This window comes from Arcicella sp., assembly GCF_964672035.1.
This window is the reverse complement of the sequence record NZ_CBABQS010000003.1, coordinates 57,206-74,989: the sequence shown is the minus strand read 5'-3', so window position 1 is coordinate 74,989 and position 17,784 is coordinate 57,206. Positions and strand designations below refer to the sequence as shown.

Genomic DNA, 17,784 nt, shown 5'->3' with positions numbered 1-17,784 from the left:
TACGAACCAATTATATTTTTGTTCATTTTCGATACTTTTTCTTATCAAGGGAACTATTTAGACGTTTTCTAAATAGCAAAAACGATAAGTTTTTACTTTAAACAGATTGTATTGGACTTTATTAAGAAAGAGATTTAGAAAGAGTATCACGTACAAAACTACGAAAGGAATTAATACCAATGTATGTTTTTAGTGTAATGTTAGAAGGTTTTGTGTCAAAAAAATGTTTGATAGTGTATGTATTTTAAATCAAATGGGTAGATTTCTAACAAAATAGGACGTGTTCGCTTTAAGCGAACACGTCCTTAGAAATTGTTTTTAAAATCAAAAGTTATAAGCTAAACTCAACCGCCCGAAGAATGGTGTTCCTGGTGTAAAATGAATTTCTTCAATGGGTGATACTTCTCCTTTTAATCTACTTTCTGTGGCAAATTGCGTTTCTTTCCAACGAACATCAAAAAGGTTTTGGATTGATAAACCAAAGTTGTAATGCCCTTTGGTGTAATTGATTTGTAAATCATTCACAAAATAGCCTTTTGCTACGATTGAATTATCTTCATTGGCTGGGCGGTCGGCAATGTATCTGTAACGAATTGAACCACTCAATCCAAAAGGTGTTTTTAACGATAATCCGCCAACCGTTGTGAATGTAGGAGCGAGGGGTAAATAGTTTTTCCCAGCCTCCGCATCCATTGAACGAGGGGTTGCCGTATTCAAATCAATATCTGCGTAAAGTGCTTTTGTTAATTGATACCTTACTGAGACATCAATTCCGTACCTGCGTGAGCGTCCGCTCGGTTCAACAACACCTTCATCACCAACATAAACAAACTCTTGTTGTGAGAAAATATACCACGATGCGGCATTGATTAATAATTTTGGAAATGGTTTATAAATTATTCCTAAATCTGAACCATACGTTGCGGGCAAAATTTGTAATCCGCCTTGTGGAACTACCACTCTGGTATCATTCGAGTGAAAGCCTTTTCCAGTATTCAGATAAAGTTGAAACCTTGGATTAAAGGTGTAATAAAAATTCAATTTTGGCGAAATAATCGTTGCTTCTGCCGTTCCGATATTGTTACTCGGATTCAGCAATAAATCTTCGTATTTATTATGAAAGTAATCAAATCTAATTCCCGCATTGATGGTAAATTTATCCGAAACTTTGATGAGTTCATCGGCATAAATAGCCGCATTTATTTCGTTGATATTTCCTAATTTTAAGGCATTAGTCGTAATGACACGGTCTTTTGTTCTTGATAATTCCGTTCCGTTGGTAATATCCTGACGATATTGGATGCCAAATGTAGTCGTGAAATCTTTTTCTCCAATTGAGGTATTGGTTGAATAACTACCATTATAACCGAACAAATTACGGTGTTCTTTTTGGCGAATTTGGTCGCCATTGATGGAATCTTCTCTGAAGAATGTAAAATTAGAATACAACTCAAAATTATAGTTGCTGTAAAAAAGCTGATTTTTGATGACGTGATTTCTGGGTGTAATCGTCACAAATTGGGCATTTACGTTTGTTCTGCTGGTTTCTCCGCCTTCGGTTGGGTCAATTGAGCCGAAGAAATCTGTCAATCCTGAAGCAATGGCACGGTCGGGAATTTGTCCTGAATGATTCCATTTACTCCAAAAGGTTGAACCCGTTAAAGTTAAGTTGGTATTATTGGTAAGATGTCCGTGAAATTTACCAATTATATTTACTCGTTTAAAATTTTGTGGATTATCGAAATAAGAATCACTGTAAGAATATTCTGAGGCTAAATAAGCAGATTGATTTTTTTGTTTTCCTTTTTCACCCAATAAATCTAATCCACCAACGGCACGGTAAGTATTATATTGACCGCCTTCAACTTTCAAAAATGAGTGTTCTATGGTGTTTTTTGTACGAAAATCTACCCATCCTGCGGTGGCTAAATTGCCTTTTTCGGCATTGTAAGAACCTTTTTTAAAGTCCACGCCTTGAATTAATTCTGGAATGACAAAATGCAAATCGGCGTAGCCTTGCCCGTGGGCGTGGGAGACCATATTTACGGGCATTCCATCAACGGTTAAGCGAATATCAGTTCCGTGGTCGAGATCGTACCCCCGCAAGAAAATTTGTTCTGCTTTTCCTCCACCAGCGTGTTGCCCAATGAAAAGTCCTGGCACCATCCTTAAAACTTCTTGGGAATTGGTGATGGGGCGTAATTTAAGGTCTAAACTACTGATAAGTTGCTGGTCGTGAGGGCGTTGGGAAGGAACGACGATTTCAGTTAATTCAATGGATTTATAACCCATCGAAACTTTCAAAAAAGTGTTTTCATCATCTTTTACGACCGCAGTAATTGCTTGTGCCTTGAAACCAAGATGTAAAAATTCGATTTTATAAGGTGCTGCAACTAAATTTTCAAAGTGATATTGTCCTAATTCGTTGGTCAAAATTGCTTTGTTCAAACCCGTCAATTGTACACTCACGCCTTGTATTGGTAGATTTGTCTTCTCATCGAAAACCGTTCCAGAAATACTTCCTAAATGGGCGAAAGCCTGCGTTGAAATGAAAAATATAATCAGCGGTAAGAGTTTTTTCATGATTTTGTAAAGGTAAATTTTTACGGAAACTTTTAAAAATTATTCCAAAAATAAGCGTGCCACAAAATGTGTATTTTATTCTTCTTCAAGAACACACAAATCGTGAACACGCTATTACTAAAAAAATCGCTTAATTTATTTATTAGCTACAATAATTGGTTCATAACCAAATTGTGCTTTTGCTAAGGTTCTATCAATTTTACCAGCATCATTCAATAATTCTGGGTCTTTACTGCCCGTACTCATGGCTACTGAAAGATATTCTTTTGCTTTCTTGAAATCATTCATTTTGAAAGCTACAACTGCCATTGCGTGGTTTACGTCAATATTTCTTGGTCGTTTTTTGTATTCAATTAAACCATGTTTCAAGGCTAAACCCATATTGCCCGCTTTGGTATAAAGTTTACAAAGTTCCAAATCAACAGCGTGTCCAGATTTTGCATCTTGGTCTAACATTTTAGCTACTTCTTTGTATTTATCCAAGGCTTTTTCGTGATTTCCTTGAAGGTCATAAATCTCTGCCATTTCTTCGTGGAATGAAAATTCAGGCATTATTTTCGTTGCTTTGTCTAAAACTTCCAAAGCTTTATTGTATTGTTTCTTTGCTTTCAAGATTCTTGCTTGTCCACCATAAGCAAACGCATAACTTGGACGAACCACTAAAATATCATCGTATTGTTGTTGCGCTTTACTCAATTCCCCCGTTGATTCGTATAAATGCCCGAGCGTTTTTTTGCTCCAACAAAAAGGTTCAGAACCTGGCATTCCAGCTTCTACGGCTAATTTCATGGCACTGATTGAACCTTTAAAGTCTCCATAAATCTCCCGTAGATAAGATGCTCTTGAATAAGATTCTAAAGATGGTTTTAAGGCTTGCATTTTGTCAGACATCGCAATGGCATCTTTATAAAAACCCAATTCCACATTAGCATCCACCAAAACACCGTAAACATACGCATTATCTGGATTGATCTTGCGAGCTGCTTCCGCCAATTCACGGGCTTCGGCAAATTGATGCTGAGACATTTTTACGGATGCTTTGAAGGTGGTAGCTTCAAAATTATCAGGCGACAAATATAAAATTCCGTCTAATATTTTTAATACCGCAGGATAATAATAAGGATGTTCGCCCGTAATTCTGGCCTCGGATAAATAGATGGTTGCAATCTGTAAACGGACTTTAATATCGTTGGGGTCTTTGGCAAGTTTCGTCTTTAATTCATCAACTTTCTCTCTCGTTTTTTGCCATTCCTCGGCTTTTGCTAAATCGCCAGTACGCTCGAAAAGAGCAGGGATTTCTAAATTTGAGGAGCCGTTTTGAGCCGTTGAATTGTCAGATTTGTGCGTTTTATTACAGCTAATTTGAGCCACTAAAATCGTTAAAATAAAGAGGTATTTAATCGCTTGTTGCGCAAATGTAATGGATGTTTTCATGACGAATGATGGTTTGAATAATGTTATAGTTAATTGACTTTCAATAATTTAACATACGAAAGTTTAAAGTTTTTGGATTTAGAGATAAAAAATTATGAGTGATGAGTTATGAATTTTTATCGAAATATCAATTCACAACCCATCACTCATAATTAAAAAAACTTAATTACGAATAATCTTCACCGTACTACGTTCAGTTGGAGAAACTGTTCTAAGAAAATATGTTCCTACTTCTTTACCCAATTTGAAAGTTTTAGTTTCATAATTGCCCGCTTCATCAACTGATTGATGACCAATAATTTGTCCTTTCATATTGACTAAATCCATCTCCAGATTCTCACCTTTTGCTCCTCTGATTTCAACGGTAACTTCATCACCACTTACTGGATTTCCTAAAACATTTACTGACAATTTTGCGGTAATTGGTTCAGATGAAACACGCTCAGCTTTGTTAGTCGAATTAGTTTGTTTCGTACCCGCATATTGTCCTCCACGGAAACCTCTCCATGGTGATTGCTCGTAAGGGAAAACCGCTTTCAAGGTTGTATCGTTTTTCGTTACACCAGCATTGAATCCTAAAGTACCCAATAATTTAGGCGTAACTGGACTTGCTGTAACACCTGGCGTGAAATCGTCATACCACAAACCGATAGCGGCTAATACAACTCCACCAACTGCTTGCAATTCAATGGTTGTAACGTCATCTTCTAAACGACGACCGTTAGGGAAACCATCCATATTTGGAATCATTTGCAAAGCCGTTGAGCCATTGAAACGACCATCCGTTAATCCTAAAACTGCGGCATAAACTAAGCCTAATGAATTGAAATCTGCACTATTACGTGGCGTTGCAGGAACTGCCATATTCAAACGTAACAAATCGCCCAAAGTAGGTAAGAAGTTATTGATGAATGGTTTACCTGGTGCTAATGGATTTCCACCTTTGCCCGTTGCTAATTGATACGGAGCTAAGTTTGGAACACCTGTATAGAAAATTGGTAAAATATCAACCGCTCGTGGACTGGTTGGATTTGGTAATAAAATACTACCAAAAGCTGCCTCAGAAAGTGCAGTTCCGTTTAAGGCTGCATTACCTTTCAAGCTGTATAAACCTGCTTTTCCATTACGGAAATCAAATGAACCCAATGATTTTGATTGAATTCTTAAAGCTGATAAACCTGGAACTGCTGTGCCAAATTGTGAATCATCCATGTATAATCCTAATTCTGGATTCGTGAAATATGAAGCAAATTGTAAGTCTTTATCTGGACCTACTGCATTCCATTTGTCTTTCAAACCAATCGGGATAATGGCTTCGTTGGTCAAAGGCATTCCCAAACGTGAAACTTGTACATATTCACCGTCCATTCCTACATCACCACCATTATAAAACGTTCTAATTTTTTGACGACTTGCCGAAGCATAAACGCCAATTACATAGTCAGGGTCAAGAATATTACTTGCCATGGCTACAGATTTACCGCTTTTCTGCAAAGTAGCCACTGGCACTTCAATTACGATTGAGTGACAATTGAACTTCGCAACGCCATCTTTTCCACTTCCGGGACGAACATTTCCTACATCAAAAATGCCCCCTAAATCAACAAAGAATGGGTCATCAACAGGACCACAGAAGATTTTTTCACCCGTTGAAGCTGTCATAATTGACTTTTTCGCTAAATCATCGTAAGAAGCTGCACCCAAACCAACCGTTGTGTTTTCGATTGAACGTGGTCCAATATTTGGCGGAGGCACACTTCCGTTTGAAATAATGGTGGTGAAACTTCTTCCACCGTCTGTACTACGCTCGCAATTGTAAGTTGTCTTCAAATTTTCTTTTCCTAATCTAATCGCAAAGAAAGTCGAAGGGTCTTCGTTTGTTTTCATAAAAGTGAAACGGTAAACGATGTCATCGCCTGGTGTTCCAGCATTATTATCCACGTGAATTTCGTAACGTATTCTTTCTCCAAAAGAATACCAATTTGGTCCTCCCGCAGGATGTTCAAAGGGAATATAGTTGGCAATTAAAACGATATTCTCTGGGTTTGTTGGACTCTTAAAGGCATACACGTCCGTATTATCTGCCAACGGGTCATTTGAAATTAGCGGGGCTTCTCGATGAGAGGATGCCAAGATTTGCGACGGGAACTGGCATATCAAAGCCAGCAATCCTATCATATATATTAGTTTTTTCATTAGTATCTTTAAATAAAAGTGATGAATTATAAGATTAAGATTTAAGAGTTTTATCTCTGTTTTCTCTGTCTCCTATATACTTATTATGGTTGCATTAAAAACGAGCTTTTTCTGGATAATCAAATCCTCTCCACGGACTTGCCATGTAAGGGAAACCTGTTTTGAATTGAGCGTCATTTTTAGTTGGTCCAGAAGTGAAACCTAAATTAGAAAGTAACTTTGGCGTAACTGGACTGGCTGTTGTACCTGGAATAAAATCATCGTACCATAAACCAACGGCTGCCAAAACAACGCCACCAACTGCCTGCAATTCGATGGTTGTAACATCATCCTCTAAACGTCTTCCGTTGGGGAAACCATCCATATTTGGAATAAATTGAATGTCTTTTGTTCCGTTGAAACGTGCATCAGTCAATCCTAAGACTGCAGCATAAACCAATCCTAATGAATTGAAATCTGCACTATTACGTGGTGTTACGGGTACTGCCATATTCAAACGCAACATATCACCCAAAGTAGGTAAAAAGTTGTTGATGAAGGGTTTACCTGCTGCCAATGGATTTCCTGCTTTGCCCGAAGCCAATTGGTAAGGAGCTAAATTTGGAACACCTGTATAGAAAATTGGAAGAATATCAACCGCTCTTGGGCTTTTCATATCTGGTAATAAAACACCTCCGAAGGCAGACTCTGCCAAAGCCGTTCCGTTCAAAGCCGCATTTCCTTTCAAACCAGCTAAACCAGCTTTTCCATTACGGAAATCGAAAGAACCCAAAGATTTTGATTGAATACGAAGCGCATTTAACGAAGGAACAGCACCACCAAATTGTGAATCATCCATATATAGAGCTAATTCTGGATTGGTGAAATATTGAGCAAATTGCAAATCAGCACCACCATAAGGCATGGTTGCATTCCAACGGTCTTTCATGCCCAATGGAATAATTGCCTCGTTTACTAATGGCATTCCTAAGCGTGAAACCTGTACGTAATCACCATCCATTCCTACGTCACCATCTTTGAATAAAGTTTGAATTCTTTGACGACTTGCCGAAGCCCAAACACCGATTACAAAATCAGGGTCAAGGATATTTGATGCTGCAGAAACCATTTTGCCATCTTTTTGCAATAAATTGATTGGCACTTTAATGGCAATTGTATGAACATTAAAACGGTTCAAACCATCAATTGGCGCATTAGTAGAATTACCTTGTGGACGGAAATTGCCCACATCAAAAGCACCGGCTAAATCCACAAAGAATGGATCATCAACGGGACCACAGAACACTTTTTCACCCGCTGCCGTAGTCATGATAGACTGAGCCGCCAAAGCATCGTAAGAACTGTTCAAACCAAGCACAGGGTTATCAATCGAGCGAGGCCCAATATTAGCTGGAGGAACAGTACCATTCATAATAATTGTTGTGAATGTTCTACCGCCGTCCATACTTTTCTCACATATATACGTTGTCTTTTGGTTTTGTTTGCCAAGACGAATATTGAAGAAAGTTGAAGGATCTTCATTAGTAGTCATGAATGTAAAACGGTACGTAATATCATCCCCAGGTGTATTGGCCTTATTTTTTACGTGGATTTCGTAACGTACTCTACTACCAAATGTATAATAATTTGGACCTCCTTCGGGAGATTCAAAAGGAATGTAATTGGCAATAATCGTAATCATATTTGGGTCATCAGGGCTTCGGAAAGCATACACATCGGTGTTGTCAGCCAATGGGTCGTTAGAAATCAGCGGAGCTTCTCTGTGGCTGGAAGCATAGCCAAAATTGACTATCGACAGAGAAACGAAGAAGGTAAGGCACTTTAGCCATCTTCTTAATGGTAAACCATTTCTGTTCATAAGGTTTAATTTTTAAGTTTGAAAAAATGAAAAAATACTGAGGTTATTCTGTTATCCATGAAACATATAGTTTCATTCAGGCTATTTTACATAACCTGACTTATATACGCTTAAAACGGTTGGTTGGATTTACTTTATAAATTTTTGGTCAGAAAATATAATATTAACAGGCTTAATAAGGATTTGAAGCTGTTTATTGCAATAATTTTTTTGGAATTTGTAGGGAATTGCAAAAATATTATGCGTTTTATCTTCATAATATTTAATCGAAAAGGGAATTAAATCGTCACTATTTGGGCATTGAAGAAAAGTTAGTGAGTTAAGGTTTAGAACTAAAATTTTAACGAGTTATCAAAAACGATAATTAATTAGATTTATTCGGTTTAAAGGTTTTGTGTTTTTAATAATTCTAAGAAATAGATAATTTCTTATTGAAAGATTGCATTACAAATTTCAGTAATTAAGATAAATTAATTGTTACACAATTTTCATTAATTATTTCATAATTCGCATATTATCAATAAGTTAATAAGATAGTATGAAACAAAAAACGTCCTCTGTAACCAGAGAACGTTTCCGAAATACCTAACCACTAATTTACCTTTTACTATCTTTATATGAATTAAAAGGCTCTTAAAACCTTCATCTTTGTTGTTTTTGTAATAATTACGCAACAAAGATAAAATCACTTGGCTTGATAACAATTATAGTATTTTTGAAAAAAATTACAACATTCACACATTTTAGAATGTAAGGCAAAAAAAAAGCTCCTAAAATAGGAGCTTTTAAAAATTTGGAGGTCTCGAGCGAACTACATAACGTGTTGGCTTATAGATATTTATGTCTTTATGAAATAGAAAGTAACAAAATGGTAACAAAAAGGGCTTATTTCAACCTCCCACCTCATAATCGTAAAACAAATTATTATCTTTGATTTTTTCTTTCCTGTATTTGCTAAAAAATGATTTTGTCAAAAACATGTCTGAGATTTCAGTTAAGGGAATAATGAATAACTCTTCTGGAGCTGTGGCAATGCCACCAATGCCTATTGCGACAAAAACGGGTATTCCTTTATCGGTGGCAAAGGTTTTATAACTTTGTAACTGTTTATTTTGAAAATCATTCTACACCACTTTTATAATAGTCACTTCTGCATTTACACTCAACAGCAAATTTTTTGTCAATATCTTTCATCTTGAATCGGAATATTAAATCAGGGTTAGTGTTGCTCATGGCATATATTCCTTCAATGTATTTTTCAAAATCATTACCTTTTCATTTCTTAGTTTGCTCAGTTTCATTCTTCTATACAGTAGTTTCGTTCCCGTGGTTTCAACAGTATCAATTGCAAAATTGTTTTTGTTATACGCTTTCTTCTTCTTCTTCGTCTAGTTGCTCTGTCTCTGTGTAGTTAAATTCAATTTTACTTTGTGTGATAATTTCCTCAAGAATGTTATTCAAATAGCCTAACTGTATTGTTTCACTGAAACGTTGATTTAAGGTTGGAATATTTATTACTTCTTCAATACATGACATGTATTTGTCAACAATTGCAGTGACCAAATACATCTTGTTGGCATTAGTCTTAATTTTTTTTAGAAGTTGGTCAACTGGTTCGTCAGACTTAACGACAAAAGTTATTGGGAATTTCTGAATTTTGTCAATATCAAGAAAGTATTTTTTAAAATCTAAAGTCTCTGTTACTTGAAAAAACCTTCCAAGGGGCTTCATAACAAAGTCAATTCCTCCATCGTTTGCATTTGTTCTTCCTGTTTTGTAAAGTTTTAAAGTCTCTTTTGTTAAGTTGTCAATTTCAAAACCCCAATAAACATTTTGGTCGTGATAAAAATACTTTAGAATTGAATAGCTTACGATTTCAAAAAGTCTTGCATCAACATTTGGTGCAAGTAAGCCGCTGATAAATTTGATAACCTCTTCGGATTTTGAGGCTTCTATTTCTTGTAATTCCTCACATGTTTTTATGAAACGTTGAAAAGAATCTTGCTTCGTTTTAGTATAATCAACAATTATCTCAATAATTACTGAAGCCAAGTTGTAATCTGTTTGGCCAACTTTGGTTTTTAGTAAGTTTTCATTTATCCAATACCTATTTGTATCAAGCTTTCTTAAAATAGGGATAATGTCAGATGTTGGAAAATATTTTTTAAACTCCGCATTCATTCGATTGTTCAAAGCATGATTTTGAAGACTACCACCAAAAGGAAGTTGGCGTTGACGAGTAAACAACTTATTATAAATTGAACCTTCGTACTCAGAATATGTTCCTGATTGGTCAAACTTATTCTCAAGATAATCTTCCACCAAAACGTAAATAGCATATAAATTAGCAAAACTTGAACGGGCTTTTGAGCCTTTGTTTGCTGAACGTGTCTTGAAATTTATATATTGGATTAAATTGCTGTTCTTGAATATTTCTTCCGCATCAGCTTTAAATTTATTAAAAAGTATTTCTTTTATATTAGCCGTGAATGTATGTTCCATTAGGTTCTTCAAATAATTTAAGGTTTCGAATTGTTGCCATTTTTTCCGTTTCAAAGGTTCTTATTTCTTTTTCAAGTTTTTCCCCTTTATATTCTTCAGCTAATTGTAATCTTCTTAATCCAATTTTTACGTATTCATCTTGCATTTCAATTCCAATACATCTTCTATTTAGTTCTTTTGCAACTGAACAAGTGGTAAAAGTACCTGAAAATGGGTCTAATACTAAATCACCTTCTTTAGAACTTGCCTTTATTATTCTTTCCATTAAAGCAATTGGTTTTTGGGTTGGATGATTTTCATATTCGTTCATACGATAACGAACCCTTGCAAAATCCCAAACATTACCAGGAACTTTCTCTGTGTTGTAAAGAGTAGGTACGGCTTTTCGATAGTCAATTAACTTTCTTTTTGAACCTGTTTTTGCTTCTACTAAAATGTCATTTGCATTGAAAGTATAATTGTTTTTGTCTTTCACGCAAAACAAAATAGGTTCGTACATTGAACCAAAGTATTTTTTTGCCTGCACACCTGAACTGTCATAACTCCAAACAACTCTTGAAAGAATATCTAATTTTTTGCGAAGGAAAATGTCAAAATAAGGCAAAAACTGTGTCGCTGTCATTACATAAAAACTGCCATTAGGTTTAAGTTTTTTGATACACAAGTCAAGCCATTCGTAGCACCATTCCAAATAGGCTTCTTCAGTCTTCCATTTTTCTATATGTCCATTAAAATTTTTGCCAATGTTGTAGGGTGGGTCAGCAAAAAGAAGGTCAACAGAATGGTCTGCAACTTGTGTTCGTAATGCCTCTAATGCGTCACCGTGTATTATTTTGTGATTATTTGTTCCAAATATTTCCATTGTCAAATGATTACGCTAATTATGCTAATAAATTTAGACAAAGTTACTCATTGTCAAGCAAGAATGTAAAAAAACTTGCAACATTAAAGTGTCTCAAAAAAATGAAGTATAACGGTTTGGGCTTGGTACAGATGGGAAATCAAAGGGAAATTTGATAAGAAAACAAAAAAAACATTGTGCCTACAACGCTCTTTCTTTGTGCCTACAATTGGGGTTGGGGTTACACAATGATTATCGAAAATTCCCGAACTCGTAGCAATTCCCGAACAGAACTCGTAGTTATCGAAAATTCCCGAACTCGTAGCAATTCCCGAACAGAACTCGTGAGATTATCGAACAGAACTCGCAGTTATCGAAAATTCCCGAACTCGTAGTAATTCCCGAACAGAACTCGTGAGATTATCGAACAGAACTCGCAGTTATCGAAAATTCCCGAACTCGTAGCAATTCCCGAACAGAACTCGCAATTATCGAAAATTTCCGAACTCGTAGCAATTCCCGAACAGAACTCGCAGTTATCGAAAATTCCCGAACTCGTAGCAATTCCCGAACAGAACTCGTGAGATTATTGAACAGAACTCGCAGTTATCGAAAATTACCGAACTCATGGCAATTCCCAAATAGAACTCGTAAGATTATCGAACAGAACTCGCATTTATCGAAAATTACCGAACTCGTAGAGATTCCCGAACAGAACTCGTGAAATACTCGAAATACCTTAATTTCCATCGGGTGTTTTGCTTGATGCCGTCCAATATTCGTTAAAATCGTTGAAGCCTTTGTAAATCGTGGATTTGTCTGAAACATTCAATCCTGCATCTCTCATTTTTTGGGTTGCTTTTTTCCCTGCTGGGTCGTTATCCAAGTAGCTGTAAATCGTGGTTGCTCCTGTTAATTGTGGCATAGCTTGGGATAAATTCGAGACTGAATTTAGAATAATAGCCGTGCATCGTGGCGGACGTTTGTAATGTTCAATACATGATAAAAAATCAAAGAGACCTTCAAATATTGAAACATTTTTACTGTCAGAAATTGCAAAAGTTTTGATTCCTGACTTACCTAAATTGATAGGCTTTTTCATTATTTCACTTCGTAGAACATACCCACCAACATCATTTTGATAACCAACTCCAAAAAATTGCCCTTTGGCGTTTTTATAGTGAATTTCTTTGAGATAACTAAACGCTGTGTGTAGGGTAATTTTACGGTTCTCCACATAGCGGATTAGGGCGGGGTGTTGTAAATTCTTCACGGCTGTAACTTCGTAGTTCTTAATCTCATTAATAGGGTTTTGACTTAATGAAAGAGAAAGAGAATTTTCATTTTCTTTCTCTTTCATTAAGTCCTGACTATCTAAATATTTACACGCTTCTACAAAACTTACACGCTCCATTCTCATTACTAACTCAATGATGTTTCCTTTGTCGCTGTCATTGCCTAAATCATAAAATGTATTCTTGGTAGGACTTACAGAAAATGACGGTATAGGGTCGTTTCTTAGCGGTGAATGATACATAAAATAATTACCACTTTTTGAGATTGGATTTATTCCTTTTCCTTCCAAATATTCAACTATGGAAACTTGCTTTAATTCCTTTATTTGTTCTTGATTTATCATGGTTTTAAAATCTTAAAATTGCAGTGCTTTTTTTTGTAACCTTCAAAAGTCCCGATTTTGAGAAGTAGCCTTTTTTTTGGAACATGGAACATTTGGAACACTTGGAACAGGTTTGGAACATTTTTGGAACAGTATAAATACTTGATATGTAGATAATTATATACCATGTTCCAAATGTTCCAAAAAATAAACACTTTTTAAAAAAGGGACTTTTATACTAAAAAACTTCATTTTTTGCGTTTTTACTGTTCCAAAAATGTTCCAAACGTTCCAAAACGAAATTATTAGTTATATACCTAATTGTACTTTTCTAAGAATCCATTATTTTAAGAATTGATAGGTAATACTATTACTTTCCATTGATGAAGTATTACCACGCTCTGCACTTGAAAGGCTTAAATAATCGTAACGACCTTTCTTTTCGGATTGCTTTATTTTTAGTTCAATGTCGAGGGCTTTACGAACTTTCTCTTTCTCCAAAAATCTAATATTACCCTTCAATTCATCCATGATATTTGTAATTGAAAATCTTAATTCTGTTTCATCTGGAAACATGGCAAAAGTATCTTTCACTAATTGTTTGATTGCTTGAGCCACTAACGAAATACTGTTATCATAATAAAGCATTAATTGAGATGTACGGTAAACTTCTGGTGCAAAATACATTCGAGATTCTAAGGAATGTACTAACTTTCTATTCATTAGAAAATGCAGAAAAGCGGGAATTTCTTGCTGTATTTTTTCGCTAATTTTTGGGTCGTCTTTATATCCCTTCTCTGCAAACGTTGGGGCTTTGAAAACTGCCCAACGAGGGTCTCCTCTCTCGATTTGTAGGGCTTTGCCTTCATCATTTGATAAGAAGATGAATTTACCGATAAAGTCCACTTCACGTTGAGCCTTGTTTTTTTCATTGGAAGTAACCTTTCCCGTTTCCGTTGAAAGTCGTTTCAGCATTTGGGTAACGCCTTGTTTTTCAAGACTTGTTTCGTCCACTATAATTAAAAGACGTTGCAACCAAAAACCGCCAAATTCACTTTGTAAATCACTATTACCAAGTTTAATGGCGTTGTACTGAAATATCCAATAGAATAAATTTGATACGGTTGTTTTACCTGTATTTTTATCAGAGGATTCTATCAAGATGATAGGTAAACATTGATTTGGATTGGTGTATAAAATTTGGAGATAATCCAAAATAAAATCAATATGACTTTCTCCGAAAATGTGAGTAAGGATATGAAAAATATTTACGCAGTCGCCTTGTGTTGGCTTGTGGGTTACTTCGTGGTATTGGTTGTAAAAACCGTTGATTGATTGCTGATAATTGATGTGTGAAGCAACTAAGGTAAAATCATCATACTTGTTTATGTACTTTAATATGCCCTTTGTATAGTCGTCTGTGATAGTGGTTTTAGATAGTCTAAGGAGGTCTTTATATAACTTTCCTGACTTGTCGGGACGAAAGACAATTTTATAATAATCGTCTCGGATTCTGATATATTTAAGAGCGATTTGCTTCAACTTTCGCTTTTTCTCTTCCTTTATAATTTCATCCTCATCACTATCACCTTGTAGTTTTGGTAAAACTTGTTTTAGAGGAAAACCTTCTAATTTTATTGCAGTTTTGTTCTTTGAAATTTCTTGATTTTCTAGTATCATTTTTGTAATTTTGCTCCTGTTCAAGAAGCATTTAAAAATTATTTTAGCCGTTGTGTTAGTCGCACAACGGTTTTTTTATTGCTAAATTCAAAAAATAAATTCCGTCGTGAGGTCATTAAAATGACTCCACAACGGAATTTATTTTTTTAGGAAATCTTTTGGGAATAAGTTTTCAACTTGGGAGCGTAGCACATAGGTTTTACGCCCTCTTGGGTCTGGTTTGATGGTAGTTAAAACTTCATCAGCTACTAACTGATAAAATTTACCTTTAGAGATTTTTAGAATGGAACAAACCTCAACTGGAGTAAGATAGTCTCCTGTGGGAATGGTATTGGAGTTGGGAAGTTGGCGTTTAATTTCTGCCAAACTTGCGAGTACAAACTTCTCAAAATTTGTGCTTGGGCTGTACTCTTTTGTTGCGTTTTGCATATAGTTGAACTTTGTTAAGTTTAATTTTATATGCAATTTTACAAAAATGTTTCAATAATTAAAACATTTTTCATAAAATGTTTTAATTATTGAAACATTTTATTCTTCTATTGAGTATTTCGTTTAAAATGGTTCTTCGTCAATTTTAGTAAAAAATATTCTCTTAGGTAGTTTTAGAAAACAAATTTTACTAAAAATCCGCCCATATAGAAACAAGGAGAGAATATGAGAATTTAAGTATTTGTGATTTTAAAGGAGGAATAAACTTTCATCAAAATTGAAGAAGAACCAGTTTGCTCCGCCAAACATGGTTCAGATTAGTCTGCATTTCTCCCTTATTTCTCCACAAGAAGTTTAGAATTCACAATTTGATTGTAAAACGAACCAAAATCGTAAATGGAGTAATAATCTGCAAATAATATGTCAATATCTTTATAAATAATGTCCTTATTTCCCACACCCTCTAAATCAAACCATCCTTTAGAAAAAACATTTTTTTTGAATACATTAATAAAAAATTTTCTTTTGAGTACATTAGTAAAAAAATCAAAAACAGTTATTGATGTCGGTGGTATTGTAATATAGCTATATTTTTCATGACCTTGTATATCCATTTGAAAATCATTGTTTAATGTGAAATTTTCTAAATACAAGTTTAAAAACCAAATTTGAGAACCATATTTATCTTTCAAATTTGATAATTTTAATTCTGGATATAGACTTTTGAAATATTCTAAGTTTTGTAAAGCCGATAGTTTAGGATTAGACAATAAAGATCCAAGTAATTCTAAATCTAACTTTTTTATTTTTGTCTTTAATTCAGATTCAATATACGAATTTAAGCTAAACTCTACAAAAGTAATTAATTTGTATTTTGGACTTTGATAAATGTCTGGGAGTGCTGAAATATCAAAATTTGGATTAAACTTAATCTCATGCTCCACTATCCATTTTATATAATTAGCGTCCCTTAGTAAGCCACGAATCAAGTCATTATTTTCATTAAAATAGTAATCTTCAAATTCATCAAATTTGTCCAAAACAGGAATCTCTGGAATATTATCAATGTAACATTCTCGAATTTCACTTCTAAATTTTGTACTTTTTCTGTTGTAAGTTACTTGAACATAAATAGTACTAACAATATGAGCTAAGTTTATTTGTTTAATAACATTGCTCTCATTATCAAAAAGATTACTTTGAGAGACTGTATGTTTGGGTATTAAATAGTGCTTAACAGTAATCTTCTTCTCCGTTTTATGCTTCTGATATTTCCGTTTTGTTTCTTCCATTACCATTTGATTTTCTTTAGTTCCTGTTTTTTCATTGAGGGTGTTAGGTGTAAATATTTCTGTGTTGTTGTTATAAAACTATGCTGCATTTCGTCTCTAACTACGTTTATCGGTGCTTTGCTAATCAAAATTGTTCCAAACGTATCTCTTGAATCTTTAAACCGCAACGGCTTGTTGATATTGGCACGTTTCGCCAACGCTTTAAGATTTAGGTTTACTTTCGGGTTTGTCAGTCCCTTAAATAAAGCATCGTCGTTATTTGGCATATACTTGGTGGCTATGGTCTGGGGTTTTCCATTGAATAAAGAAAACAAATACTTTTCTCCAAATTTATTAGTCTTATTGGCTTGGTATTCAAGTATTAAGCCTTCGTTTGTGTGGTGAAAGTGCTTTGCTTTGAGTTTATATACATCGTTGAACCTTAGCCCTGTATAGCACCCAAAAAGAAACATATCTCTGCATCGTTCTAACATTTTTTCGTTTGGCTCAAAAGTCAGTTCCTCCAATCGTTGTAATTCCTCTTCCGTACAAAATTGAGATTTAAAAGGAACTTTGTTTATAGGAAAATCTATATAGGGGTTATCCTGTGGCAATATCAAACGGCTCTTGATAGCTTGAATAATATACTTTCTAAAATGCTTATGATGTTTGGCTATCGTGTTGGTGTGGAGCTTCTTTGTATTCAAGAATAAATCAAATTGATGTACTAATAAATAATTCACTTCATCAAAACGAACCTCTGGACGGAACTCTTTAAAATATTGAAATGATAATCTTCGAGTTCTCCAAGATTCTTGTTTTAGTGCTTTTTCCCCTTCGAGTTGGTCAGCATAGAATTTTGTAAATGATACGTTCTTAGGTTGTGGTATCGGTTCGGGTGTATGTTGGTATTGAAAATCTGTAAGAGTAAACCGCCCGTTTTTAATTCTAAAATCAGATTCAAATTTCTTTAATTCTTGGATAAGTGTTTCACAATTTCGATTAACAGAATTATCCTTTGGGCGTTTTTTCTCAATGTTCCATCCATCTGGCTTAATACTTAATCCTGTGCCTTTAATCTTGGTTTCGCCATTTTGATACATTCTAATTTCAATAGGTGCTTCACCTCTTAAATCAATACTATTTTTTCGATTAAATAGTAATGAATACCTTACAAATTCATTCATTTTACGAGTGTTTTAAAATTACAGTCGCAAACGTAGGATTAAAAGGGTTGAATCTATTGGTAACAAAAAAGGTAACAAACCTAATGAGCTATAATGTACTCTATTGTATTCTAAACGGCTTTTTAAAAATAGTCTTTGCACCCCTAAAACAGATAAAGCCCTGATAGTCAGGGCTTTATGGTGTT

Annotated in this window: 11 protein-coding genes; all 11 read right to left on the bottom strand. The window is 34.8% G+C overall.

The genetic code is table 11. The annotated features are described in order from the left end of the window. Positions 1–324: 324 nt before the first annotated feature. Positions 325–2,583, bottom strand: coding sequence for a TonB-dependent receptor (locus AC1W31_RS01530; RefSeq protein WP_481732632.1), 2,259 nt, complete (start codon positions 2,581–2,583; stop codon positions 325–327). 135 nt (positions 2,584–2,718) lie between these two features. Continuing rightward, the gene (locus AC1W31_RS01525) at positions 2,719–4,017 is read right to left on the bottom strand and encodes a tetratricopeptide repeat protein (protein ID WP_481732631.1); all 1,299 of its coding nucleotides are present in this window, start codon (positions 4,015–4,017) and stop codon (positions 2,719–2,721) included. A gap of 162 nt (positions 4,018–4,179) precedes the next feature. Further along, positions 4,180–6,213, bottom strand: coding sequence for a DUF4331 domain-containing protein (locus AC1W31_RS01520; RefSeq protein WP_481732630.1), 2,034 nt, complete (start codon positions 6,211–6,213; stop codon positions 4,180–4,182). A 94-nt stretch (positions 6,214–6,307) separates the two neighbouring features. Then, the gene (locus AC1W31_RS01515; RefSeq protein WP_481732629.1) at positions 6,308–8,071 is read right to left on the bottom strand and encodes a DUF4331 domain-containing protein; all 1,764 of its coding nucleotides are present in this window, start codon (positions 8,069–8,071) and stop codon (positions 6,308–6,310) included. A gap of 1,362 nt (positions 8,072–9,433) precedes the next feature. Further along, positions 9,434–10,573 carry a hypothetical protein gene (locus tag AC1W31_RS01510; RefSeq protein ID WP_481732628.1) on the bottom strand — a complete coding sequence of 380 codons (1,140 nt, stop codon included), beginning with the start codon at positions 10,571–10,573 and terminating at the stop codon, positions 9,434–9,436. Continuing rightward, positions 10,551–11,435 carry an adenine-specific DNA-methyltransferase gene (gene yhdJ / locus AC1W31_RS01505; protein ID WP_481732627.1) on the bottom strand — a complete coding sequence of 295 codons (885 nt, stop codon included), beginning with the start codon at positions 11,433–11,435 and terminating at the stop codon, positions 10,551–10,553. Before yhdJ ends, AC1W31_RS01510 begins: the two co-directional genes overlap by 23 nt. Before the next feature lie 718 nt (positions 11,436–12,153). Further along, complete coding sequence (locus AC1W31_RS01500; RefSeq protein ID WP_481732626.1) at positions 12,154–13,053, bottom strand: toprim domain-containing protein; 900 nt, start codon at positions 13,051–13,053, stop codon at positions 12,154–12,156. 321 nt (positions 13,054–13,374) lie between these two features. Further along, the gene (locus AC1W31_RS01495) at positions 13,375–14,712 is read right to left on the bottom strand and encodes a primase-helicase family protein (RefSeq protein WP_481732625.1); all 1,338 of its coding nucleotides are present in this window, start codon (positions 14,710–14,712) and stop codon (positions 13,375–13,377) included. Between the two features lie 138 nt (positions 14,713–14,850). Continuing rightward, the gene (locus AC1W31_RS01490) at positions 14,851–15,141 is read right to left on the bottom strand and encodes a helix-turn-helix domain-containing protein (RefSeq protein WP_481732624.1); all 291 of its coding nucleotides are present in this window, start codon (positions 15,139–15,141) and stop codon (positions 14,851–14,853) included. A 335-nt stretch (positions 15,142–15,476) separates the two neighbouring features. Further along, on the bottom strand, positions 15,477–16,433 hold the full coding sequence (locus AC1W31_RS01485) for a hypothetical protein (protein ID WP_481732623.1): 957 nt from the start codon (positions 16,431–16,433) through the stop codon (positions 15,477–15,479). Continuing rightward, the gene (locus AC1W31_RS01480) at positions 16,433–17,599 is read right to left on the bottom strand and encodes a site-specific integrase (protein WP_481732622.1); all 1,167 of its coding nucleotides are present in this window, start codon (positions 17,597–17,599) and stop codon (positions 16,433–16,435) included. Before AC1W31_RS01480 ends, AC1W31_RS01485 begins: the two co-directional genes overlap by 1 nt. Positions 17,600–17,784: the final 185 nt, after the last annotated feature.

What these genes read in the sequence shown, in the direction of transcription:
- AC1W31_RS01530 (WP_481732632.1), bottom strand. Translation starts at nt 2,583, where the DNA reads ATGAAAAAACTCTTACCGCTGATTATATTTTTCATTTCAACGCAGGCT.
- AC1W31_RS01525 (WP_481732631.1), bottom strand. Translation starts at nt 4,017, where the DNA reads ATGAAAACATCCATTACATTTGCGCAACAAGCGATTAAATACCTCTTT.
- AC1W31_RS01520 (WP_481732630.1), bottom strand. Translation starts at nt 6,213, where the DNA reads ATGAAAAAACTAATATATATGATAGGATTGCTGGCTTTGATATGCCAG.
- AC1W31_RS01515 (WP_481732629.1), bottom strand. Translation starts at nt 8,071, where the DNA reads ATGAACAGAAATGGTTTACCATTAAGAAGATGGCTAAAGTGCCTTACC.
- AC1W31_RS01510 (WP_481732628.1), bottom strand. Translation starts at nt 10,573, where the DNA reads ATGGAACATACATTCACGGCTAATATAAAAGAAATACTTTTTAATAAA.
- yhdJ (WP_481732627.1), bottom strand. Translation starts at nt 11,435, where the DNA reads ATGGAAATATTTGGAACAAATAATCACAAAATAATACACGGTGACGCA.
- AC1W31_RS01500 (WP_481732626.1), bottom strand. Translation starts at nt 13,053, where the DNA reads ATGATAAATCAAGAACAAATAAAGGAATTAAAGCAAGTTTCCATAGTT.
- AC1W31_RS01495 (WP_481732625.1), bottom strand. Translation starts at nt 14,712, where the DNA reads ATGATACTAGAAAATCAAGAAATTTCAAAGAACAAAACTGCAATAAAA.
- AC1W31_RS01490 (WP_481732624.1), bottom strand. Translation starts at nt 15,141, where the DNA reads ATGCAAAACGCAACAAAAGAGTACAGCCCAAGCACAAATTTTGAGAAG.
- AC1W31_RS01485 (WP_481732623.1), bottom strand. Translation starts at nt 16,433, where the DNA reads ATGGAAGAAACAAAACGGAAATATCAGAAGCATAAAACGGAGAAGAAG.
- AC1W31_RS01480 (WP_481732622.1), bottom strand. Translation starts at nt 17,599, where the DNA reads ATGAATGAATTTGTAAGGTATTCATTACTATTTAATCGAAAAAATAGT.